The following is a 24,690-nucleotide window of genomic DNA, read 5'->3' as shown; positions in this document are numbered from 1 at the left end:
ATATCGACGCCCGCAACCTGGGCTCATTCCAGATTAGGGGGCATAATGGGGTGATGTCCCCCATCTACCCCAAAGGGGGCAATTCTGCCGCAGATCCGGCACAACACCCGTGGCCTCAACCCTCCCACCGATAGGCGGTTGCAGGCTCGTGCGCGTTTCGATGCATGAAACCAAAGTGACCCTGAGCTGAAGAGCGTTGGACGCCGCGCGTAAAATCAGTACTTGCATCACTACGGAAGGTAAAACAATGCCAGAACTGCGTTCACGTACTTCAACTCACGGCCGTAACATGGCTGGTGCCCGCGCCCTGTGGCGTGCCACCGGCATGGGCGATGACGACTTCGGCAAGCCCATTATTGCTATCGCGAACTCCTTCACCCAGTTCGTGCCCGGCCACGTGCACCTGAAGGACATGGGTGAGCTGGTCGCCGGCGCGATTCGTGAGGCTGGCGGCGTCGCCAAGGAATTTAACACCATCGCTGTTGATGACGGTATTGCGATGGGTCACGACGGTATGCTCTACTCGTTGCCTTCCCGCGACCTGATTGCTGACTCGGTCGAGTACATGGTCAACGCGCACCGTGCTGACGCGCTGGTCTGCATCTCTAACTGTGACAAGATCACCCCCGGTATGCTTCTGGCGGCTATGCGCCTGAACATCCCCACTATCTTTGTGTCCGGCGGCCCCATGGAGTCCGGTGAGGGCATTGAGGGTATTGTTGAGCACCGCCTCGACCTCATTGATGCCATGGTGATGGCTGTTGATGACAGCGTCAGCGATGAGGCGCTCGCTCAGGTTGAGAAGAACGCGTGCCCGACCTGTGGCTCGTGCGCGGGTATGTTTACCGCGAACTCCATGAACTGCCTGAATGAGGCGATTGGTCTGGCGCTGCCCGGTAACGGCACCACCCTGGCTACTCAGGTTGCTCGTAAGGAGCTGTTCCTGGAAGCTGGCCGCCGCATCGTTGAGCTGTCCAAGCGCTACTACGAGCAGGATGACGAGTCGGTTCTGCCCCGCTCCATCGCGACCAAGGAGGCGTTCGAGAACGCTATGGCGCTGGATGTGGCGATGGGCGGTTCGACTAACACCGTGCTGCACACCCTGGCGATTGCTCACGAGGCGGGCGCTGACTTCACCCTGCAGGATATTGACCGTATTTCGCGTCAGGTTCCCTGCCTGGCGAAGGTTGCCCCGAACTCCACCAAGTACCACATTGAGCATGTGCACCGTGCCGGTGGTATTCCCGCACTGCTGGGTGAGCTGAACCGTGCCGGCCTGCTGCACAAGAACGTTCATTCTGTTCACGCTGATTCGCTGGACGAATGGCTGGACGAGTGGGATATCCGCGGCGGCAAGGCGAGCGAGAAGGCGAAGGATCTGTTCCTCGCAGCTCCCGGCGGCGTGCGCACCACCCACGCGTTCTCCACCGCGAACAAGTACGAGTCCCACGAGACTGACTCCGAGAACGGTTGCATCCGCGCCGTGGAGCACGCGTACACCAAGGACGGCGGCCTGGCGGTCCTGTACGGCAACATCGCCCAGGACGGCGCAATCATCAAGTCTGCCGGTATTGATGAGGAGCTGTTCCACTTCAAGGGTCGCGCTTTCGTGGTCGAGTCGCAGGACGAGGCTGTGTACGAGATCCTGTCGAAGAACGTGAAGGAAGGCGACGTTGTCGTCATCCAGTACGAGGGCCCGAAGGGCGGCCCCGGCATGCAGGAGATGCTGTACCCGACCTCCTACCTGAAGGGCCTGGGCCTCGGTAAGAAGTGTGCGCTGATCACCGACGGTCGTTTCTCGGGTGGTACTTCGGGTATTTCGATTGGTCACGTCTCCCCGGAGGCGGCTGCTGGTGGCGCTATCGGCCTGGTGCAGACCGGCGACGAGATTGAGATTGACGTGAACAACCGCATCCTGCGTGTGAACGTTTCGGATGATGAACTGGCTGCTCGCCGCGAGGCGAAGGGTGCCGCACCGTGGCGTCCGACCAAGCCGCGTGAGCGTCAGGTGTCGAACGCCCTGAAGGTGTACGGCATGCTGGCTGCTTCGGCTGATAAGGGCGGCGTGCGCATCCTGCCCGAGGACGCATAAACCCCTCATGTATTTTCTGAGAATTTAATATTCTTGCCCTGATGGGCTGGCGCCCCGTTCCGCGGTTTTCTGCGGGGCGGGGCGCTGTTCTTTGTTCGCTTCTTTGTCTACCGTCGTGGGATATCCGGTGCGGCGTATTGCCTTGTCAGTGGTGTTGCAGTAGGGTGTAAGGAGGTATTTAGGTACCCGATTCACCGACTCAGCACAACCACTCAAACACAACGCAATTCGCAACCCTCACGAGGACGCATTCATGGTTACCCTGCCCGCGCGCGCACAGCGTGCCTTTACTCGTCGTGCCCTGACGGCTCTTGCCTGCATCGGCGCGCTCGCTTTGAGTTCTTGCTCTGCTCAGCCGCAGGCTGATGATTCTGAAACCGCCCCGATGAAGGTCGCGACTTCCTCGGCGTCCGTTGATGCGAAGACCCTGTTCCACGCGGCGGACGGCTCCTGGAAGCCGAATACTGTCCAGATTTCTGCCGGCCTGGATGCGCCGGCAACTTTTGATGCTGTAGCAACCCCCACGGATGAGCCGAGCACCGACGCCGAGTACGAGGCTGCATACGCCACCGCAAGCGGCTCCGCGAACACTATTGATGCGGGTACCCGCTGCGGCGTGACCAGCCTGCTGGGTGGTTCCGCCGGTATTTACGTGTATGACGGTTCGGATTGTGCCAAGGCTCAGGAGGCGGTGCGCCTCTTCAACAGCCGCAAGAACCAGGACGGCGCGGCGAGTGTTGAGTGGTACCAGTGCGCTACGAAGGTGCAGGGCCGCGACTACATTACGGGTGCCTGCTTCACGCAGGGTGGTAGCGTTGAGAAGCCGCGCCTGGCGCTGATTCCGGCACAGACCCGCATGCTGTCGGGTACGCTGACCTTCGCTGCAGCTTATGGCGGCGGCACTTTCGGTCAGGGTGATTCTGCGAAGACTGTTGAGGCGCTGCGTTTCACCAGCCCGGACTCTAAGGTCGCGTGTTCGGTGACCCCGTCAGGTGTGGACTGCCAGGCGCTGGTGGGCGTGACCCTGGAGGGCTGGGATGCCGCATCCGGTAAGGCGCAGCAGCGCGTGCACATGGTGCAGGGCCAGGCGCCCGAGGTGAGCCTGGTCGGTCAGACCGCCACCCCGGAGCCGGTGAATACTGAGGGTATTGTTGCCCTATCTACCGGTCAGGTGGTGACTGCGTACGGTTACACCTGCAAGTCGGTGAATACCGGTAAGGTGCATTGCGTGAGCGCGACGAATGGTTTCACCCTTGATTCGGTGGAGGTTGGCGTAGAGCGCCGATAAGCCGAGAGCGCCGCTAAACCGAGAATGAAGGCGCGCTGCGAGTAGCTGCTCTCGCCTCCATAACTGACATGCGAAGGTGCCCGGCACCCCTCACTTAGGGGGTGCCGGGCACCTCGGTCTTTAACGTCGTTTAGCGGAAGTTGACGATGCGAACGTCCAGCTCGGAGGAGAGCAGCGGCTCCCATGCGGCGACAGCCTTCTGGAAGTGTTCGGTGCCCATGTGCTTTTCGAGCAGTTCCTGGGATTCCCAACGCTCGATGAATGCGAAGTCGGTGTCGGAGACGGCACCGAAGTCGTAGCTGACGTTGCCTTCGTCCTGGCGGCTTGCGGTCACGAGCGGTTCGATGGTCTTGAGGAATTCTTCGACGTGCTCGGGCTTGACGGATACTCCGGCGTAGACACCAATCATGGGGCTCTCCTTATCGGATGGTGCGGCGGGCTGCCGCGTCGTATATGACTCTTTTACCGTACACCTTCGCCTCCGCTACGGGGTGGTATGCGCGGGGTTTCTCGCGCTGTGTTCCGTACTGTAGCGACGCGTGCGAGGAGTTGCGGTTATTCCATTCGCTGACTGTAAAAAAAGGTGTTTTATATTTGCGTGTCTCTTTCTGTTCGACCTATAAAAGAATGAGGACGATACACCGCACGAATGGAAGGAGAAGCGGTATGGCACGCATGGGGGGTGACACTCATGGGATTTTCACCGGCGCACATCAAACGATGTACCCTGACCTGGGAGGCACCCGACTATAGCGCCTCGTACCCTGCCGGTTACACGGATCAGGGCGTTGCTGTGATTGCGGTGGCTCAGGAGCATCGTAAGGCACAGGGCTTTTGTTATTCCGCCTTGTCAACGGTGGTTTTTATTTCTAAGCAGGACGGCACTCGCACTGTGGTGAATGAGGAGCAGATACTCTCTACCCACGTCCATTCCCTCATGGAGTGCTGCGATGAGGTGCATCCGCGTCTGCTGGGTCGCGCCGTGCTCTCGGCGTGGGATGTTGTTCCGGAGCAGTACCGCCAGAACCTGGTGACGATTGCTGCGGATCGTAAGAATTTGAAGCAGCTTTTCCGTGACTGTGACCAGTTGAAGGCGATCATGGAGTACCGCGCCTTTGAGAAGGTGCTGGACCCGTACGATAACCATTCTTTGGGGGAAGTGCATGTGAAGCTTGCCGGCACGCCCGCGTATGAGCGGGTGCAGGCTGAGGTGTGCGCTGCACGTACCGCTGTGGATGAGATGGTGGAGGAGGCGCTGACCCCTCGACCGCTGGATCAGCTGCAGGACTATAGCGTTTTCACGGATTGTTCGTTCCGTTCGACTCACAATAAGAAGTATCAGCGTGGCGGCCGTATGGGCATCGCCGGCGTAAGTGAGGACGGCTTCTATTTTCATGCCCACTATGATGGCGTGAATATTATGACCGGTGAGCTGTCTGCAATGTTGGCGGCTTATACGGTGTTCCATAGCGGTTCGCGCCGCCTGATTATTCATACAGATTCGTTGGGTGCGTTGACGTTTGTGTTGCGTTTGGCGCATAGCCGTTGGGCTTTTGAGACCTGGGCTTCTGAGGGTATTCAGGACGAGCGTGTGGTGGCTCAGATGAGCGCTTTGACGGAGGATATCCGTGAGAAGCGTGTGCTGGTGAAGCATGTTCCGGGCCATACGGGCCACGGTTTGCAGGAGAGTAGCGATTCTGTGTCGAAGATGCATCGCCATTTTCCGGGGCAGATTGTGGATAAGCGTCATCAGAGCGAATTTAATCAGCGTTGCGAGTCGATTATTACTGCTTTGGCGGGTTGTGCGAAGGCTGTTCGCCTGCTTGCGCCGGAGTGGTTGCAGATTAAACCTTCTTCAATCCACACGGGAAACCGTTTATGGCGCTAAACTAGTCCAGGGTAGAAATGAACGCGCGATACATTCGCCGCATACGAGGGTATGCGATGACGGAGGTGTCGCGTGTTTCTTTTTGCCTTTTTCGCCCTTTTGGCGGCTGTGTGTTTCTGCCGGCGCTTATACCTGCGCTTCTACCCAAAGCAGGTTTAGGGTGGTGGGGATAGAGGCGGGATAGAATTGTGTGAAGAATTTTCGATTCTCCCGATTTTTAGCGGGCACACACTTATTTTTTTGGGACCCTTATATGTCTTTTCTTCCTCCTCCCGACTCGTCTCCCTTTAATCCGCTGGTGGTGCTGTATGCCCTGACGGCGCTGTGCCTTCTCGGCTTTATTGGCCTCTACCTGCGGGAACGCCGTAGCGTGTTCGTGGGCTGGTTGCTGATTGCTACCGTGGGGCTGCTGGGTATGAGCCTGGGTGTGACGGCTATTGTGTCGGAGAACCAGATTTTGTTGGTGCTGGCGTTCCTTATTGTTATTATTCCGGCGTTTCTTTCGATTTTTACGCCTCTGGGCTTGACCGGTCTTTTCCTCTATAGCGGTATTCGCCTCATTGTTCGTGAGGGTTTTTCGCTTACTAATTCTTTGGCGTTGGTTGCCGGCGCGGCACTGATTGTGGGCCCGTTCTTTGTTCCCGGCCCGGCGGAGAATGTTCCGCTGGGCGGCGTGTGGGGCACTATTTATTTCTATTTTTCGTTGGTGCTGACCTATTTCACGATTTACGCGGTGGGCTTTACCGTGGCGGCTGCGTTGAACCTGGTTAATTTCCGCAAGCAGGCTGACTATGTGGTGGTTCTCGGTTCGGGTCTGATGGGCGATCAGGTAACTCCTTTGTTGGCGGCGCGTATTGATCGCGGTATTGAAATTTACCGTAAGAACCCCGGCTCGAAGCTGATTATGTCTGGCGGCCAGGGCGCGGATGAAAAGATTCCCGAAGGCGTGGCAATGACCCGTTACGCTATTGCCCGCGGTGTCCCCGAGGCGGACATTATTGTGGAGGACCGTGCGGTAAACACCCGCGAGAACCTGCTCTTCTCCTACGCACTGATGCCCGAGGTCGCCGAGGGGAAGACCCCGAAGGTTGCTGTGGCAACAACCAGCTACCACCTGTTCCGTGCGCTGCTGCTGGCGCGTTCGCTGGGTCTGAAGTGCTGGGGCGCAGGCGCACCGACGAAGGTGTATTTTGCGGTGAACGCGTTTATCCGCGAGTTCATCGGCTACTTGAGCATGACGCGCCGCCGCCACATCATCACGCTGAGCGCGTGCACGGTTCTCTACATTGCGGTGGCTCTCTTTGTCTGGTGGATGTACTCCTTCGGCCTGGTGGGTCCGGGCGAACCGATGTAGCCTCCAGCAGCGGCTCTTACTGGTAGCCCCGCGCATCCTGCAATGGTGCGTGGGAAAAGAATGCGGGGGAAACGAAAGCTCCCCCTGAGCGTCGAATCAATCGAACTCAGGGGGGGAGCTTTTAGGTTATTTACCAGCGTGGGTGAACATAATCTTCACAATCGCGAGAACAATAACGGCGAGGGTGAGCCACACGGCGCTTCGGACAGTACGCCAGCAGATTGGCTCGCCGCGGTAGCGAGCAATCGCGAAGTTGAGGCTAAAAATACGCCACACCACGGTCACAAGACAGAGAATAATAGTGCAGTCAAAAATAATGTCGTAGGTGCCGCCGGGCGGTAGGAATGCCGCCAGAATCAGGAGCGCCACGGGGTACACAGTCGTACCCAGAATAGGGCTCGCGTTGCCCAGCGCGTGCTTGACGAAATCTCGCGGCGGGGTGCCGCCGTGCAGCACCCGGTACTCCTGCATTTCTGAGATGACGTGGGCAATATAGGTGGTCAGACCGGTACCCGTAATGTAGAGGATCGCGGTGCCGTCAAAGATCGCGTTCGCGTCGTGAATGCTCAACAGAGCCGCCAGCACCAAGAAATTACCGTAGGTGTACGCGGAGATACGGTGGGCTACATCGTGCGCATCGAGTTCAGCGAATTTACGGCGTGCTTTACGGAATAGAAGGGGCATTCGATAGTCCTTTGGCGGGTGCGGGGATGAAAACTCAGACCCCCGAGTGTGTGACAAATAGCTTAGAGGAGCGATGACCACAGTCGGCAGAGGTTCTCCACCATCTTGATGCGGCGCGGGCGCTCCGCCCACTGGGTGTACAGCAGCTCGGTGCAGACCTGCTCGTATTCGGCGCATACTTCATCCAGCATCGCGACCATGCCGCGGTCAATGACGAACGTTGACACTTCCATGTTCAGTGAGAAGGAACGCGGGTCCATATTGGACGAGCCAATGAACGTAATTTCGTCGTCGACCATCATGAACTTGGAGTGCAACACGGTCGGGCTGGGGTACTGCAGAATACGCACACCCGCCTGCAGCAGCTGCTCGTAGTAGGAACGCTGCGCCATGTTCGGCAGGAACTGGTCGCCCTTCTCGCACACAATCACGGTGGTTTCAATACCGGAGTAGGCGGCGTTCGTGAGTGCCTGCAGTAGGGTCTCTTCGGGCACGAAGTAGGGCGAGCAGATGGTAATACGCCGCTCGGCGTTGTAGATCAGGTAGTTAATGAGGCGCAGGTTGTTTTCGGTTTCAAAACCGGGGCCGGAGGGCACAACCTGGGCGCGCATCCCATCCTTGTAGTAGGGGATATTGGTGTTAATTTCTGCCAGGATCAGCTGGTTCGTTTCGGAGTACCAGTCGGAGACGAAAACGGCGTTGAGCTCTTCAACGATGGGGCCGGTGCAGGAGAAGGTCAGGTCCTTCCACTCCAAGCCCTTCTTAATGTTTTCGGGCATGTCGTAGGAGCGGTGAATAGCGTTCTGCGAACCGGAGAACGCGACGCGTCCGTCCACGACGAGGACCTTGCGGTGGTTACGCAGGTCGGGTCGCTGCCACTTGAGTTTCCACGGTTTGAGCGGCAGCATGAGGCGCCACTGCATACCCGAGTCGTTGAGCATTTTCACGAGTTTCTTATAGGACGGGTATTTGCGGGAGCCGATGTGGTCGAGGAGTACGCGCACCTGTACACCGCGTTCGTGGGCTGCGAAGAGGGCGTCCCAGAGGACTGCGCTCGCCTCGTCGTAGGCGGTGATGTAGAACTCGAAGTGCACGTATTTGGTGGCGCGGTCGACTTCTTCCGCCATGGCGACCATTGCCTCGTGGTTGTCGGTGTGGAGGGTGAATTGGTTGCCGCCGACCAGGGGGAGTGAGCCCAGGGTGTAGTTGAGCTGGCTGGCTGCCTTTGCGGGGTCGGAGAGGTCGTCGGTGCGGGTGAGGAAGGGCTTGTTCTCGCTGACTTCGCGGATCAAGTCGTTCATGGCGTGTTGGCGTGCGCGGCGGTAGGCGGGCAGGCGCGAGGAGCCGAAGACGAGGAATGCGATGAACCCTACGAAGGGGATGAAGAAGATGGCCATGAGCCAGCCCAGTGCAACCACGGGTTTGCGGTTGTAGGGGAGCCAACAGAGGGCTGCGAGTCGGATGAGGATATCGGCGATGCCGAGTGCGAGGCGTAGCCAGTCTGGCAGGAAATCGAGATAGGCGGGGGCAAACAAGTTCATCCCTCTATTATGCCGATGTTTTGTGTGGGGCTGGAGCTTAGCTGGCTATGCTGTGGGCCTTAACGCCAAAAATGCACTTGAGCATTGTGTGCAGTGATGAAATAATTGCAGTTATGCAGAAAAAGGAACAGAGCCTTCGCGAACGCCGCCGCGAACAAACCTGGACGGCAATCCACGAAGCAGCCCTCAAACGCGTCCGCGAACACGGGATGCGCGGAACCACCGTTGAAGAAATCGCCCAGGAGGCGGGCGTCTCCCCGCGTACCTTCTTCAACTACTTCCCCTCTAAAGAGGATGCCGTCCTGGGTCTGCGCGAACCGGTGGTCAGCGAGGAAATCCTCGAAACAGACCGTGCCCACGAGGATGACAACACGATCATTCGTGTAACCCACCTTCTGTGGCAGGTCATTTTCCAGAGCTTCCACTACGCCAAGGGCAAGGATCCCCGAGCTCCCTATCAGGAGTTCCCCGAGTCCGCGAAACGAATGAAAATGCACTACATGAAGTGCGAGCAGGTGCTCACCGAGTACCTCAACACCATCGACTGGGTTGCTTTTGATGCGGCCGGTCGCCGCGGCCCCTTCCCGCGCCGCACTCCGGCTGACCCGCTGACTGACCACTTCCGGGAGCGTTCCCGCGCGAAGGTGCAGCTGGCATCGGCGGTACTCCGCCAACTGGAATTCGCCCGCAACTTGGAAAGCGAAGAGGAAGTCGCCCGCTCTATCCGTCAGACGGTGAAGACCTTCCAGTTCCTGCTGTTTGAGCAGAATAGGCCCGCAATTTAGCGGCGGACTCACTGTCGTGGGATATACCCGGCTATACACGGGGCTACAGAAACCCGCCGGAACCAGACGAAAAAACCCGGCGGGCACTCGCAACAGACATATATAGAACGTAACTAAGGATTATCGATGAGTACAGAGGAAAAGAAGCTACCTCAGCCGCCAGCCGGCGAGGCTAAGCAGGAAAGCAAAAACCGCATCCGCGCCATGTTCCTGGGCCTGGTCATTGTGATGCTCATGTCCTCGCTGAACCAGACGATTCTGGCGCCGTCGCTGCCCACGATTGTGGGTGAGCTTCACGGTGTGGAGCACATGAGCTGGGTGATTACCATTTTCATCCTGCTTTCGACGATTACGATGCCGGTCTACGGCAAGCTTTCCGACCAGTTCGGACGCAAGCCCTTCCTGATTTTCGCGATTGTCTCCTTCATGGCGGGTTCGATTGTTGGCGCGCTCGCGCAGAACATGAACTGGCTGATTTTCGCTCGTGCCCTGCAGGGTCTGGGCGGTGGCGGTCTGATGATTCTGTCTCAGGCTGTGATTGCTGATGTGATTCCTCCCCGCGACCGCGGCCGTTACATGGGTATTATCGGTGGCGTTTTTGCGTTCTCGTCGGTGGCTGGTCCGCTGATTGGTGGCTGGATTACTGAGGGGCCGGGTTGGCGTTGGGCGTTCTGGCTGAACCTGCCGCTGGCTATCCTGTCGATTCTTGCGGTGATTTTCTTGCTGCCGCACCGCCCGTTCCGTGACCGTGAGAAGCACAGCATCGACTACCTTGGTTCGCTGATTCTGATGGCGGGCACGAGTGCGCTGGTGCTTGCCACGATTTGGGGCGGTAACCAGTACGAGTGGACTTCGCCGCAGATTATTGGTCTGCTGGTCTTCTCGGTGGTTGCTGCGCTGGTGTTCATCCCGGTGGAGAACCGTGCGGTTGAGCCGGTCATGCCCATGTACCTGTTCAAGAACCGTAACTTCCTGCTGACTCTGTGTGCTTCGCTGGCGCTGGGTGTGGTGGTGTTCGGTGCTGTGGAGTACATCCCGACCTACCTGCAGATGGCTCTGGGTGTGAGCGCTACGGTTGCCGGTCTGCTGATGATTCCGATGATGGGTGTCATGCTGGTGGTGTCGATTGTGACGGGTCGCGTGGTGTCGAAGACTGGTCGCTATAAGCGTTACGTGACGAGTGGTACCGCGATTGTGGCGCTGGGCCTGTTCCTGCTGTCGACCGTGACTATTGAGACTCCGACCTGGCTGTTCTGTACTTACCTTGCGGTGATGGGTGCCGGTCTGGGTATGTCCCTGCAGTTCTTGACTCTGATTGTTCAGAATGCGTTCCCGGTGAGCGTGGTGGGTACCGCGACGGCTGCGAATAACTTCTTCCGTCAGGTGGGTGCTACTGTGGGTGCCTCGCTGGTGGGTGGTCTGTTTACCTCGCGTCTGACCTCGCTGATTTCTGAGCGTATGCCGCAGCAGGCGCTGCAGTCTTCGGGTAGCCATGCGTCTTCGTCTCTGACTCCTGAGCTGGTGGCGTCTTTGCCGGAGCCGGTGCACGGCATCATTGTGAATGCGTATAACGATGCGCTGATTCCGCTGTTCCTGTACTTGGTGCCGCTGGGCCTGGTCTCTACGCTGCTTCTGTTCTTCATTCGTGAGGATGCGCTGGCGACGACCCTGGAGACTGAGCCGGCTGTTGATGTTGCTCGTGCGGCGACCGGTGCGATTCCGGTGATTACTCCGGAGATGGCGGCTAAGGATGCTGAGGCTCTGAAGAGCATGCACGCCTCTGCTCGTGCTCGTATTGATGAGTCGTTGAGCTCGGAGGCTTCGCCTGAGGCGGGTTCTTCGGAGGATGGCGGCTCCTCGCGTTCTTAGAATGAGGGATAACGAAAAGGTGCGCGCCGGAGGCGTTGCCTTCCTATATAAGCGGCGCCCCGGTGCGAGTCGTGTGCTCGTGCCGGGGCGCCGTTTTTGGCTGAGTTGCCTTAAATAGCGCGCTTAAGAGGTGTGCCTTAGTGCTTGGTTTAGGGGTTGGAAGTGTTGGTTTAGTCCCTTAAATAGTGGGTTTACGTGGTGTTTTGCCCCATTAAAGCGCTTATCGAAAAGGTTATTACGTCCCTATGTCGAGAGAATTGTTTCCGATGTAAAATTTTCGTAAAAATTGTTAATCCGCCCCTTTTCCCCGGTATTCCGGGGCATTTTTTTACCCAGCTCCCTTTTAGCTTGCATACAGGCTGTTCTAAGGGGTGAAAGTGCCCAATGTGGGTTTGGTGGAAGTGTTACAGGCTATATAAGATAAAGTACATATGCTCCTAGTGACAGTCATCACGAAGCAGTGCGCTAGGACAGCATGACACACATGCCTTAACACCGACATCTACACAAGGAGGGGAACCGTCCCATGTTTAGGTACATCCTCCAGCGATCGCTGACGTACCTCGTCATGGTCTTTATTACGACCACGATGGGTTACTTTGCAGCGGTTACTGCCCTGAAGCCTGCCCTCTTGGAGCAGGAAAAGGTTCCGAAGCCTAGCCCCGAGCAGGTGAACCGTAACTTCGCATCCCTGGGTCTCGATCCCGAAATGAACCCCTGGGACCGCTACGTTCAGTGGCTGACCAATGTGGTCACCAAGTTCGATTGGGGCCGTAGCCCCAACGGCGCGTACATTAACCAGGAATTTGGCCAGCGCGTGTGGGTTTCTACCCGCCTGCTGCTGGTGGCTACCATTCTCTCGATTGTGATTGGTATTGCCCTGGGTGTGTACTCGGCAGCTCGCCAGTACAAGTTCTCTGACCGTGTTATCACCGGTTACTCCTACCTGGTCTACATCATCCCCGCTCCCGTTGCTTACTTCGTGGTGCAGCAGGGCGCGACCACTATCAACAACATCGCCGTTGCTAATGGTGGAGAGAAGATTTTCTATGTGACCGGTATTTCGACTCCGGGTCTGACCGGATTCTGGGAAATCACCATGGATATGGCGGCGCACTACGTCGTGCCGACCTTCTGTATGACCATCTTCGGTTGGGCTGGTTACCAGATTGCACAGCGTCAGTACCTGCTCGATAACGTGAACGCTGACTTCGTGCGTACCGCTCGTGCTAAGGGCTTGACCCGTAACCAGGCGATTACTCGCCACGCACTGCGCGTCTCCTTCATCCCCGTGGCACAGTCCATCGCGTACCAGATTCCGATGATTTTTGCGGGTGCATTCTTCGCCGAGACCGTCTTTGCATGGCCCGGTATCGGTAAGTGGTCGATTGACTCCATTTCCGCGCAGGACGTGAACGCTGCGACCGTGACCCTCGCGTACGGTTCTGCACTGTTCGCTGTCGGTGCGATCATCGCTGATATCGCTACCACCATCGTCGACCCCCGAGTGAGGATCTCATGAGTCAGGTAACTGCAACTTCCTCCGTACCGGTGGTACAGGAGAACGGTGACTTCAAGGTCATCAACAAGAGCGTTATTATTCTGCGCCGCTTCCTGCGTAACAAGGCTGCAGTCTTCGGTCTGTGCGTGTTCATCGGCATGGGTCTGTTCGGTCTGTTCGGTAAGTACCTGACCAAGTACAAGCCCAACGACATTGACTACATGGCGCTGGGTGAAGGCCCCTCGGCCGAGCACTGGTTCGGTACCACCATCGCGGGTAATGACGTGTTCGCCATGATGTCTGAGGCCGTCTGGACCTCTCTCCAGATTGGTGTGGTCGTCGGTTTGGCCACTGTGTTCATCTCCGCAGTTTACGGTTGTGTGATGGCGTACTTCGGTGGCTGGATTGACAAGATTATGCTGTTCATCCTCGAGACCCTGATCATGGTTCCCTCGCTGCTGATTCTGGCAATTCTGATTAACGGTCAGGTTGGTAAGCAGATTCAGAAGAGCGTCCCCACCTGGGTTCTGCTCTCTGCAGTGCTGATTGCCTTCGGCTGGATGGGTAGCGCCCGTGTTATTCGTGCAATGGCGCAGTCCCTCATCAACCGCGACTTCGTGAAGGCTGCACGCTACATGGGTGTGCACCCCTTCAAGATTGTGATGCGCCACCTGGTTCCGAACATTGGCTCCCTGCTGGTTCTGAACTTCACCAGCGGCATCATGGGCGCTGTGCTCTCTGAGGTCGCTTACTCCTTCATCGGCATCGGTATTAAGTACCCCAACTACTCGCTGGGCTCGCTGATTTCGGATGCTTCGCAGCAGATTAACACCCTGCCGCACATGTTCTGGTTCCCGGTTCTGTTCTTCTTCCTGCTGGTTGGTCCGCTGGCCCTCATGAACGACGGTCTGCGTGACGCATTCGACCCGACTTCGATGTCGGTCGGTAAGATCAAGAAGTCCAAGAAGAACGAGAAGGCAGAGGCACCCGCTGCCGCTGCAAAGGAGGCGAAGAACTAATGAGTACCTCTCCCGTTCTGAGCGTTAAGGACCTCAACGTCCGCTTCAACACTGAGAATGGCGTCGTGCACGCTGTTCGCGGTGTGAACTTTGACCTGTACCCCGGTAAGACCCTGGGTATTGTGGGTGAGTCCGGTTCCGGTAAGTCCGTTGCTTCCATGGCGATCATGGGCCTGCACCCGACCACCGCTGACATCACCGGTTCGGTTAAGTACAACGGCACCGAGCTGCTGGGTCTGAGCGATAAGGAAATGTGCGCATACCGCGGCAAGGAAATCTCTATGATTTTCCAGGATCCGCTGTCCTCGCTGACCCCCGTGTACACCATTGGTGACCAGATTGCTGAGGTGCTCAAGGTCCACAACAAGGGCATGAGCAAGCAGGCTATCAAGGACCGTTCCATCGAACTGATGCGTATGGTGGGTATTCCTTCGCCGGCTGACCGCCTGCGTTCCTTCCCGCACGAGTTCTCCGGTGGTATGCGTCAGCGCATCATGATCGCTATGGCGATTGCGAATGACCCCCGCGTGCTCATCGCCGATGAGCCCACCACCGCACTGGATGTGACCATTCAGGCGCAGGTGTTGGAGGTTATGCAGAAGGCTCAGGATGAGACCGGCGCAGCGACCATCATGATTACCCACGACCTGGGTGTTGTGGCTGGTATGGCTGACGACATTCTGGTGATGTACGCCGGTAAGCCGGTGGAGATTGCGAAGGCAGAGGACCTGTACAAGCATCCCTCCCACCCGTACACCATCGGTCTGCTGGGTGCGGTCCCGCGTGTGGACCGTTCCGAGAAGGTTTCCCTGGTTCCGATTGAGGGTACCCCTCCGAACCTGATTAACCCGGTGACCGCGTGCTCCTTCCGCCCGCGTTGCCCCATCGCTAAGAGCGGTGGCCAGTGCTGCCAGGACTCCAACGGCGAGCCCGATCTGCAGCTGCTGGAAGGCGTTGGCGAGGGCCACTACTCCTCCTGCACCATCTCTCAGGAGCTGGTCGGTAAGACCGCTGACGAGCTGTACCCGGTTCCGGAGCCCCCGGTATCGAAGTACGACGGTATTCCGCGTGAGGAGCGTGCCCCCGTCCTGGAGGTTCGCAACGTCAAGAAGCACTTCCCGCTCATGAAGGGTGCGCTGATTAAGCGCCGCGTGGGCACTGTGAAGGCTGTGAACGGCCTGTCCTTCGACATTCGTGAGGGTGAGTGCTTCTCCATCGTGGGTGAGTCCGGTTGTGGTAAGACCACCACCCTGCTGGAAATCATGGAGTTCAACAAGAACACCGACGGTGAGATTCTGATCAACGGAACCTCCACCAAGGACGGCAAGTCCGCGGGTGAGATTCTTGAGCTGCGTAAGAACCAGCAGATGGTGTTCCAGGACCCCACCGGTGCTTTGGATCCGCGCTTCACCGTTTACGAGGTGCTGGCTGAGCCCCTGGAAAACCAGGGCATGAACAAGGCAGACATCAAGAAGCGCGTCATCGAGCTGATGCACATTGTGGGTCTGCAGCCTGACCACGTGAACCGCTTCCCGAACCAGTTCTCTGGTGGTCAGCGTCAGCGTATCGGTATTGCTCGTGCGCTTGCTGTGAACCCCAAGCTCGTGGTTCTGGATGAGCCGGTGTCCGCACTGGACGTGTCCGTCCAGGCTGGTGTGATCAACCTGCTGGAGGAGCTGCGTGCAAACCTGGGCCTGAGCTACCTGATGGTTGCTCACGACCTCGCGGTGATTCGCCACGCATCCGACCGCGTTGCAGTGATGTACCTGGGTCGTATTGTTGAGATTGGTGACGTCGACCAGGTGTTCGACAACCCGATTCACCCGTACACCCGTGCACTGCTCTCGGCGATTCCGGTTCCGGATCCCGAGGTTGAGGCAAAGCGCCACCGCATTATGCTTGAGGGCGACCTGCCCACTCCGGTGAACGCGCCTAAGGGTTGTGGTTTCTCGAGCCGTTGCCCGGTCTTCAAGCTGCTGCCTGAGGACAAGAAGCGTCGTTGCCTGGAGGAGATGCCGGAACTGACCCCCGTTGAGGGCCAGGATCACGGTTATGCTTGCTACTTCCCGGAGGCTGAGGCCGCTACGGTGTAGCTCTAGAGTCGGCTGAATAAGTCGCATGTGTGCCGAGGGGCGAATATTCGTTGAATATTCGCCCCTCGGGTTTTTTAATGCCCGGTACTGGTGAGGCGCGTGCAGCTTGAGATTGTCACCTGGTGAGACGGCGGGAGCCTCAGAATGTGGCGCTTGGCACTGAAACCAGCAAGAAAACAGGAAAAACTGCACTGACTAGGCGTAACCTTTCTCACCATTCAAGATATGAATATTTATAGGCGAGCTTCTATACCGCGGGTAAGCCATAATTAAGCCTGTGGGTGCGCCGCTAGGGGCGTACCCGAAGGAACACATTCATAGACCGGCACTAATTCATCGCTCACCGCACCCTTTGGGCGGCGCATGAGCAGGGAATCCTTGACGCTTTCCTGCGGGATTATTGAGGGTCAAACGTATAAGAGGACACTCTCATGGAGAAGAATTTCATCCTGAACCGTCGTACCGTTCTCGGTGGCGCTGCAGCACTGGGTACCGTGGGCGTACTGGCTGCGTGCGGCTCGTCCAAGGACTCCAAGGCAACCACCCAGGGTGCAACCGTGGGCACCGATGCCAAGGAGCTTTATGACCTTGGTGAGGCAGCTGTATCTGAGCTGAAGGATGGCGGCACTCTGCGCCTGGCTATTCCCGGTATTGGTCCGGACTTCAACCTTTTCAGCGCGGACGGCAACTCCCTGTACACCCAGACTGCTATGAGCCCCGTGGCTTACGCAGGCCTGTGGCAGGGTGACCCCATGGGTAAGCGCACTCTGGCTCCCGATTTCGCGAAGAGCTTCGATGTTTCCGAAGAAAACGGTCTGCCCGTTGTCTCCATTGAGCTGAACCCCCAGGCTAAGTTCAACGACGGTACCCCCATCGACTACAAGGCTCTGCAGGCTACCTGGGAGGTCCTCAAGAGCACCGATGGCGGCTACAAGATTGGTACCAGCGGCATCTACAGCAGCATTGCTTCCGTGGAGCGCGACGGTGATGACTTCAAGGTGAAGGTAACTTTCTCCGCACCTTACTACCCGCTGGATACCCTCTTCGCTGGCATTATGCACCCGGCTCTGCTGGACAAGGAACTCTTCAACACTGGTTTCGTTGACAAGCCGCACCCCGAGTACTGGGTTGGCCCCTTCACCATTGCTGAAGGTGGCTGGAACTCCACCGAGAAGACCCTGACCCTGACCCGCAATGAGAAGTGGTGGGGCGAGAAGCCCGTTCTGGAGCGCATCGTCTTCCGTCAGATGGATACCGCTGCTGAGCGCGCGGCATTCAAGAACGATGAGCTTGACGCGATTGGCGCTACCACCGCTTCTGCATACAAGGAGCTCAAGGAAGTTGCTAACACCGAGATTCGTCGCGGTGCTCGCCTCTTCGCCGGCGGTCTGACCATGAACCCCGCCCGCATGCAGGATGTTGCTCTGCGTCGCGCTGTGGTTGTTGGTCTGAACCGTGAGGCTCTCGCTAAGGTTCGTTTCCAGGGTCTGGATTACGAAGAGAAGCTCCCCAACTCGGTTATTCATATGCCCTTCACCGAGTACTACCAGGACGACTACCCGACCCCGAACAACGATGCTACTGCAGCATCCAAGATTCTGGAAGAGGCAGGCTACACCAAGAACGGTGAGTTCTACGAGAAGGACGGCAAGCAGGCTGCCTTCAAGTTCTCCATCTTCGGTGAGGACCCCACTGCCAAGGCTGTCGGTCAGACCCTGGTTCAGCAGCTGAAGTCCGTCGGTATTAATGCTGAGCTCGACTCCCGTGCTGTGAGCGAGTTCAACAAGACCATGGCATCCAAGGATTACGACGCAACCTCCTCCGGTTTTGCTCCGACCTCCCCGGATGCTACCGAGGCTACCGAGCAGTTCTACATGCGTCGTAAGCCCGAGGAAGCCGGTTCCGATGAGATCAATGAGATGATTGCAAAGATGAAGCTCATTGCTGACGACAAGGAACGCAACCGGGCTTGCAGCGAGATCGAGAAGAAGCACCTGGCTGAGTTCGCAGTGCTGATTCCGCTCATCAACGGCCCCGAGTACAAGTTCGTGAAGAAGGGTCTGCGCAACTACGGCGTGTCCCTCTTCCAGGGCACCGGTATTCACTGGCAGAAGGTTGGTTGGGCTAAGTAAGTCCTTATCCCTTCACCTAATAGGTGAATAGTCTAGAGCTACTGAAAGTGTCCACCCGGATTATCCGGGTGGACACTTTTTGCATATCTGGAGGAATTGCTTTGGGCATTTTGTGTACCGGTGCAGGGGAGCGGTGGCATAGCTATCCGGCAAAATCCGAAAAATTCGCGCAAAAACAGGGTATTCATAGTATGAATATCCAAAAGACACGATAAATATTAAGAAATATTGTAAAAATGCTTGGTTTTCGATCCTGGGGCGCGCTACAGTGGAGTCATACAAAGTTATGCAGTGCTCTGCATAAATAATCAACACTTCGGGGATACGGGATACACCCGCCCACGCAAGACAGAAGGAAACCACTCCCATGACCGCCCACACCGCATACACCGCGAGTAGCCACGAAGCGACCAAGAACAGCTTCAGCCGCCGCGCCCTCATTGGCGGCACCGCGGCTCTGGGAGCTGTAGGTCTGCTCAGCGCCTGCGGCAACGGCAGCGCAAGCTCTGAAAAGACCAAGGCCGCCGGCGCCGGTGCCAATATCGAAGACCTCTACAACATCAACGCTCAGGATGTGAACAGCCTGAAGAAGGGCGGCACCCTGCGCCTGCCCGCCGGATCCATCGGTCCGAACTTCAATTTCTACACCCAGAGCGGTAACACCAGCGATAACGTCAACGTTATGAGCACCATCAGCCAGGCCGGCATGTGGAACCTCGACTTTGACGGCACTTACAAGCTGAACACCGACTTTGCTGTCTCCTTCGAGCACAGCAAGAAGGGCGACAAGGTTCAGGTTGCCGTCAAGCTCAACCCCAAGGCTGTCTTCAACGATGGCACCCCCATTACCTACAAGGCGCTCCAGTCCACCTGGAACATCTTCAAGAGCCTGGATAACGGCTACAACATTGTCTCCAGCGGCATCTACGAATTCGTCGAATCCGTAGAAAAGGGCGAAGACGACTACAGTGCAATCGTCACCTTCTCCAAGCCCTTCTATCCGCTGCAGAGCCTCTTCTCTGAGATTCTGCACCCCGCACTGGAAGACGTCGAGCTCTTCAACAACGGCTTCGTGGATGCGCCCCACCCCGAGTACTGGGCTGGCCCCTTCACCCTGGCGGATAAGGGCTGGGACTCCACCGCGAAGACCTTCAGCGTTGTACCCAACGACAAGTGGTGGGGCACCAAGCCCCTGCTGGACAAGATTGTCTTTACCCAGATGGAATCCAGCGCTGCACGTGCCGCGTTCAAGAACGATGAAATTGACGCTATCGGTGCAAGCACCTCCTCCACCTATGCCGAGGTGAAGAACATTGCGGGTACCGAACTGCGTAAGGGCACCCGCCTCTACGCTGGCGGCCTGGATATTAACCCCCGCCGCGTCAAGGATGCTGCCCTGCGTAAGGCAATCTTCGTCGGCACCAACCGTGAAGCACTCGCAAAGATTCAGTTCCAGGGTCTGCCCTACGAGGAAGCTATCCCCGGTTCGATGATTCACATGCCCTTCTCGCCCTACTACCAGGATTCTTACCCGACCCCGAATAACAGTGTTTCGGAGGCGCAGAAGATTCTGGAAGCCGCCGGCTACACCAAGAACGGCGACTACTACGAGAAGGATGGCACGAAGGCTGGCTGTGCAGTGGTGGTCTTCGGTGATGACCCGACCACCAAGGGTAAGGCTCAGACCTTCACTCAGCAGATGAAGGATGTCGGTATCGAGATCCGGATTGATCAGCACGCCGATAGCGAGTTCGCCACCATTCTGGGCAACTGGGACTACGATATTTCCTTCAGCGGCTACTCGGTCTCTGCTGACGCGACCGAGAGTACCAAGCAGTTCTACTACTCCGAGAACAACGAAGGTATCGGCAGCAAGGAAATCGATGCCCTCATCGACGCCATGACCCTCATTGAGGATGACAAGGAACGTAACCTCGCCTGCAACGAGATTGAGAAGAAGCACATGGCGGAGTTCGCCTTCCTGGGCACCATTACGAACGGTCCTGACTTTGTGATGGTCAAGAAGACTCTGGCTAACTACGGTCCGCGCCTGTACAAGTCGATGGACTGGGCTGCTGTGGGCTGGATGAACTCCTAAAAGGTGCCTGTCTTGCGAGCGGGTCGAATGCGTATATGCGCGTTCGGCCCGCTTTGCTGTGCCCGTTGGCTATTTCTGGAGGTGGGGGAGGGGTGTTGCGCGAAGGATAGTGGGGTTGTGTCGATATGGATTTAGGCCCGCTGCATTAGGGTCGGGCGTAATAATTGAGAAATATTTATCGTGTTGCGCACCTGTAGTGATTTATGTGGTGTACACTACTAAAAATATTAAATGTGGCTTAGAACATAGCTTTAGGTCACATTATTTTGCATGGCTTGACCTGCCCGCCCATCACCGCAGATAGCAGGCGCTCCTGCAGACGGAAACCCCGCCTCCAGAGCACGCAAGCCACCCACTCTACACTGCAAACACTGCATCAGCGCAGTCCACACCCACAAGGAGCCCATCATGAGCCCCCACCCCATCCCCTCCCTCTCCGGATTCAACCCGATCATGAGCCGCCGCGTACTGTTCGGCGGCGCAACCGCCGTCGCTGCTGCCGGCGTACTGAGCGCTTGTGGCTCCTCGTCCTCCAAGACCGAGCACAAGGCAAGCGAAACCCCGTTCTATGAAATCAACGAGCAGGATGCCTCGAAGCTCAAGCAGGGCGGTACCCTGAACCTGAGCACTTACTCCCTTGGTCCGGACTTCAACCGCTTCTCCCAGAACGGCTCGAGCACCTCCGTCTCCGAAACCATGGGCGTTATCGCCGGTGCCGGCATCTGGCGCAGCACCTTCAAGGGTGAAGATGAGCTCGATCCCAACTACTGCCTCGGCTTCGAAGCTAAGGAAGTAGACGGCAAGATTACCGCCGAGGTTCGCCTGAACCCCAAGGCAGTCTTCAATGACGGCACCCCCATCGACATCGACGCTCTCAAGGCAACCTGGCAGATTCAGCGTGACCCCGAGGGCGCGTACAAGATTGGCGCTGCAGGTATCTACGAGTTCATCGAAAGCGTTGAAGCTATCGACGGCGACCGCTACCACGCACGCGTTGTCTTCAAGACCGCACACAACCCCGTCAAGGGTCTGCTCTTTGGCGGAATCCTGCACCCGGCAATGCTCGACGTAACCCTCTTCAATGAAGGCTTCGTGGACAACCCCCACCCCGAGCTCGGTTGCGGCCCCTTCACCCTGGCACCCAACGGCTGGAACTCCTCCGAGAAGACCTTCACCGCTGTGCCCAACGACAAGTGGTGGGGTGACAAGCCCAAGCTGGACCGCATCGTCGTGCGTGAAATGGCAGACGCTGCAGCTCGCGCCGCCTATAAGAACGGCGAACTGGACGTCGTGGAAGCACGTACCCTCAGCGCCTACAACGAGATGAAGGATGTCGCGAACTCCGAAATCCGCCGCGGTCGCCGCCTCTTCGCCGGCGGCATGAACCTGAACGCACAGCACATCACTGATACTGCCGTGCGTAAGGCAATCTTCCTGGGTATCGACCGTGGTGCTCTGGCAAAGATTCGTTTCCAGGGTCTGCCCTACGAAGAAGAAGTTCCCGGCTCGATGCTTCTGCTGAGTTCCTCTCAGTACCACCGTGACAACTACCCGGCACGTAACCCGGAGGAAGCACGCAAGGTCCTGGAGAAGGCAGGCTACACCAAGTCCGGCGACTTCTACGCGAAGGATGGCAAGACCATCACCCTGAAGCTGACCACCTTCGGTGATGACGCCACCACCAAGGGTCAGGCACAGACCTTCATTCAGAGCATGAAGGAAATCGGCATTAACTTCGAGCTCGATTCGCGTGCGCAGTCCGAATTCTCGAAGGTTGTCGGTAACCGCGAGTACGACGTGAGCATTTCGGGCTTCGGTGTGAGCTCCGAACCGACCAGTGCTGCCGAGTACTTCTACCACTCCAAGAACTGGGACGGCGTCGGCACCCCCGAAATTGACGCTATGGTCGACGAGATGGTCACCATCCTCGACGACGCTAAGCGCGCCGAGAAGTGCAACGAAATTGAGAAGAAGCACATGAGCGAGGTTTGCCTCTTCATCCCCTTCCTCAATGGCCCGGACTTCAAGGCATGCCGCCCGAAGCTCGCTAACTACGGTGCGTTCCTCTTCAAGAGCACCGATTGGTCTACGGTCGGCTGGATGGCATAAGCCGCAGTTTTAAGCTCCCTGCCCCTATACGTTTTCGCAGTGTCGTATGGGGGTGGGGAGCTTTTTCTTGCGGAGGGTTCAGTGCGCTTTAGCTGCCTCGGCGCTGTGCTTGTAACTTGTAACGATTCTCAAAGCACCGGATGTGACGCGCTCGCGCGCCAATGCGACATAATATTTCATTTTTTAGTTTTCGCACGCGGCTTCCGCGTGATGATGCGGGTTTAGGCGCTGAACCCGTGATTTTTAGACGGTGTATAGTTCTTCCACGGATTGGACTGTGGTCTGCGTCGCTTCTTTTGGGGGTATACTGTGTTTCAACCACAAACAATGTGGGGGCTCTCACAAGGGTGATTGGCAGAGGCTTCGTCGCCACTGCACACAAGACGCACAACATCGTGCGCCATACGAAGTACACCCGAGCCCTCCGGCACGAGGAGAACACATGACTCATCTGCGTATTAACCGCCGTACCCTGCTGACCGGCACTGTTGCCCTGGGTACCGTCGGCCTGCTGGCTGCGTGCGGTGGCGGTTCGGACAAGAAGATTAGCGGTAAGGCTGCATCGAGCACCGAGGAAATCGTCAAGAACCTCGAAATCAACAAGCAGGACCGCTCCTCCCTCAAGCAGGGTGGCGAGTTCCGCGGTAGCGTCTCTGCAATCGGTCCGAACTTCAACATCCTGACCCAGAGCGGCTACACCACCGAAAACCTGACCGCATTCGGTGGCGCCTGCAACATCCCCTCCGCTATCGGCTTCACCTCCCTGAGCCCCGCTGGCGACTACAGCCTCAACGACGACTACGTCTCCGATTACAAGGCAGAGACCGTTGGCGGCGTGCAGACCATCACCTTCAAGCTCAACTCTAAGGCTGTCTTCAACGACGGCACCCCCGTTGACATTGAGGCAATCCGCGCCGCGTGGACCGTCTATCGCAACCCTGATGACGGCTACAACGTTATCGCCGCTCCCTTCTGGCAGCAGGTAGCATCCATCGACCCCGTGGATGGCGACAAGACCCGCGTCAAGATCGTCATGTCCAAGCCCCTGTATCCTGCCGAGACCCTCGGCCTGCTCGGTCTGCACCCCGCACTGACCGACAAGGAGCTCTTCAACAACGGCTTCGTGAACAAGCCCATGGATCAGTACTGGTCCGGCCCCTTCAAGATTGGCGAGTGGAACTCTTCGGCTAAGACTCTCACCCTTGTGCCCAACGACAAGTGGTGGGGTGAGAAGCCGCTGCTGGACCGCATTATCTGGCGTGAAATGGGCGACGAGGCAGAGCGCGCAGCGTTCAAGAATGGCGAGCTGGACAGCATCGGCTTCGCTGGTCTGGCAACCTACAATGCCGTTAAGGATCAGCCCGGTGTTCAGATTCGCTCCGGCCAGAGCGTTGGCGTGATCAACCTGCAGTTCAACCCGACCCGCGTGACCGACACCGCCCTGCGCCGTGCAGTCTTCGCCGCGGTTAACCGCTCCCAGCTGGCTAAGGTCAAGTTCGGCCAGATCAACTGGGATGAGCCGCTGACCGGCTCCCTGATTGCTATGCCCTTCCAGAAGGGTTACCAGGACGCTATGCCCACCAACCCCGGTGCCGAGGCCGCGGCAAAGATCCTGGAGGCAGCAGGCTACTCCAAGAACGGCGACTACTACGCTAAGGATGGCAAGACCGCGGGCTTCTCCATTACCTACTTCGGTTCGGATGCAACCTCCCTGGCTCAGTTCCAGAACCTCGAGCAGCAGCTCAAGGCAGCCGGTATCAAGCTCGAGCAGGACAACCAGCCGCAGTCCCAGTTCAACTCGGTGATGGGCTCCAAGCAGTACGACTGCGCCTTCTCCGGTTGGGGTATTGGTGCTGACCCCGCAGACAGCGTTCAGTACTTCTACACCAGTGAAATCAACGAGGGTGTGGGCGATCCCGAGCTGGATAAGTACATTGCGTCTATCTACGAGAAGGAATCTCACGAGGAGCAGCTGAAGATGGCTGCTGAGGCTGAGAAGCAGCACATGGAGAAGGTCGCTATTTACTTCCCCTACGCTAACGGCCCCAGCTACGTAGCTGTGAAGGAGAAGCTGGCTAACTACGGTCCTTCCCTCTTTGCAACCAGCTACACCGACCCCAAGCGCTGGGTCAATGTGGGTTGGCAGAACTAAAGCCACAGGTTAATTTTTTGGATTCTTATTCGGTAGTTTCTGAATTTTTGGAGGCGCCGGTATAAGGCTCCGGAAGGGTAAAGTC

At 57.5% G+C, this 24,690-nt stretch carries 16 protein-coding genes; 13 read left to right on the top strand and 3 right to left on the bottom strand.

Going from position 1 to position 24,690, the window contains the following annotated elements:
- Positions 1–247 precede the first annotated feature (247 nt).
- Together ilvD and AB8C10_RS02750 are read left to right on the top strand one after the other, a co-directional pair.
- The gene (gene ilvD, locus AB8C10_RS02755) at positions 248–2,092 is read left to right on the top strand and encodes a dihydroxy-acid dehydratase (protein ID WP_368866767.1); all 1,845 of its coding nucleotides are present in this window, start codon (positions 248–250) and stop codon (positions 2,090–2,092) included.
- Positions 2,093–2,345: 253 nt separating this feature from the next.
- Positions 2,346–3,380, top strand: a complete 1,035-nt coding sequence (locus tag AB8C10_RS02750) for a 2-oxoglutarate dehydrogenase (protein ID WP_368866766.1) — start codon at positions 2,346–2,348, stop codon at positions 3,378–3,380.
- Positions 3,381–3,510: 130 nt separating this feature from the next.
- On the opposite strand, the gene AB8C10_RS02745 is transcribed toward AB8C10_RS02750, so the two are convergent.
- Positions 3,511–3,789: a putative quinol monooxygenase gene (locus AB8C10_RS02745; protein ID WP_044150828.1), complete on the bottom strand. Its 279-nt coding sequence runs from the start codon at positions 3,787–3,789 to the stop codon at positions 3,511–3,513.
- A gap of 282 nt (positions 3,790–4,071) precedes the next feature.
- Here AB8C10_RS02745 and AB8C10_RS02740 point away from each other — a divergent pair, with 282 nt between their 5' ends.
- Together AB8C10_RS02740 and AB8C10_RS02735 are read left to right on the top strand one after the other, a co-directional pair.
- Positions 4,072–5,268, top strand: coding sequence for an RNase H family protein (locus AB8C10_RS02740; RefSeq protein WP_368866765.1), 1,197 nt, complete (start codon positions 4,072–4,074; stop codon positions 5,266–5,268).
- A 253-nt stretch (positions 5,269–5,521) separates the two neighbouring features.
- Positions 5,522–6,622 (top strand): YdcF family protein, encoded by a 1,101-nt coding sequence (locus AB8C10_RS02735; RefSeq protein ID WP_368866764.1) that lies wholly within the window; start codon positions 5,522–5,524, stop codon positions 6,620–6,622.
- Between the two features lie 126 nt (positions 6,623–6,748).
- On the opposite strand, the gene AB8C10_RS02730 is transcribed toward AB8C10_RS02735, so the two are convergent.
- On the bottom strand, positions 6,749–7,306 hold the full coding sequence (locus AB8C10_RS02730) for a hypothetical protein (protein WP_368866763.1): 558 nt from the start codon (positions 7,304–7,306) through the stop codon (positions 6,749–6,751).
- 62 nt (positions 7,307–7,368) lie between these two features.
- Positions 7,369–8,847, bottom strand: coding sequence for a cardiolipin synthase (gene cls, locus AB8C10_RS02725; protein ID WP_049340251.1), 1,479 nt, complete (start codon positions 8,845–8,847; stop codon positions 7,369–7,371).
- Between the two features lie 113 nt (positions 8,848–8,960).
- Here cls and AB8C10_RS02720 point away from each other — a divergent pair, with 113 nt between their 5' ends.
- From AB8C10_RS02720 to AB8C10_RS02680, 9 genes are all read left to right on the top strand, one after another.
- Positions 8,961–9,632, top strand: coding sequence for a TetR/AcrR family transcriptional regulator (locus AB8C10_RS02720; RefSeq protein WP_304274324.1), 672 nt, complete (start codon positions 8,961–8,963; stop codon positions 9,630–9,632).
- 126 nt (positions 9,633–9,758) lie between these two features.
- The gene (locus AB8C10_RS02715) at positions 9,759–11,501 is read left to right on the top strand and encodes an MDR family MFS transporter (RefSeq protein ID WP_368866762.1); all 1,743 of its coding nucleotides are present in this window, start codon (positions 9,759–9,761) and stop codon (positions 11,499–11,501) included.
- A gap of 526 nt (positions 11,502–12,027) precedes the next feature.
- On the top strand, positions 12,028–13,023 hold the full coding sequence (locus AB8C10_RS02710; protein ID WP_005507218.1) for an ABC transporter permease: 996 nt from the start codon (positions 12,028–12,030) through the stop codon (positions 13,021–13,023).
- Positions 13,020–14,021: an ABC transporter permease gene (locus AB8C10_RS02705; protein WP_005507216.1), complete on the top strand. Its 1,002-nt coding sequence runs from the start codon at positions 13,020–13,022 to the stop codon at positions 14,019–14,021. Before AB8C10_RS02710 ends, AB8C10_RS02705 begins: the two co-directional genes overlap by 4 nt.
- The gene (locus AB8C10_RS02700; protein WP_314672892.1) at positions 14,021–16,114 is read left to right on the top strand and encodes an ABC transporter ATP-binding protein; all 2,094 of its coding nucleotides are present in this window, start codon (positions 14,021–14,023) and stop codon (positions 16,112–16,114) included. The genes AB8C10_RS02705 and AB8C10_RS02700 overlap by 1 nt, the downstream gene beginning before the upstream one ends.
- Before the next feature lie 431 nt (positions 16,115–16,545).
- Positions 16,546–18,246, top strand: coding sequence for an ABC transporter family substrate-binding protein (locus AB8C10_RS02695; protein ID WP_294625951.1), 1,701 nt, complete (start codon positions 16,546–16,548; stop codon positions 18,244–18,246).
- Between the two features lie 367 nt (positions 18,247–18,613).
- Positions 18,614–20,344, top strand: coding sequence for an ABC transporter family substrate-binding protein (locus AB8C10_RS02690; RefSeq protein WP_368866761.1), 1,731 nt, complete (start codon positions 18,614–18,616; stop codon positions 20,342–20,344).
- A 408-nt stretch (positions 20,345–20,752) separates the two neighbouring features.
- Positions 20,753–22,453: an ABC transporter family substrate-binding protein gene (locus AB8C10_RS02685; RefSeq protein WP_368866760.1), complete on the top strand. Its 1,701-nt coding sequence runs from the start codon at positions 20,753–20,755 to the stop codon at positions 22,451–22,453.
- Positions 22,454–22,895: 442 nt separating this feature from the next.
- The gene (locus AB8C10_RS02680) at positions 22,896–24,605 is read left to right on the top strand and encodes an ABC transporter family substrate-binding protein (protein WP_368866759.1); all 1,710 of its coding nucleotides are present in this window, start codon (positions 22,896–22,898) and stop codon (positions 24,603–24,605) included.
- Positions 24,606–24,690: the final 85 nt, after the last annotated feature.

Origin of the sequence: Rothia mucilaginosa, from assembly GCF_964210535.1 — a bacterium.
Lineage (GTDB): Bacteria > Actinomycetota > Actinomycetes > Actinomycetales > Micrococcaceae > Rothia > Rothia mucilaginosa_F.
The sequence above is the reverse complement of the archived record's forward strand: the minus strand, read 5'-3'. Positions and strand labels throughout refer to the sequence as shown.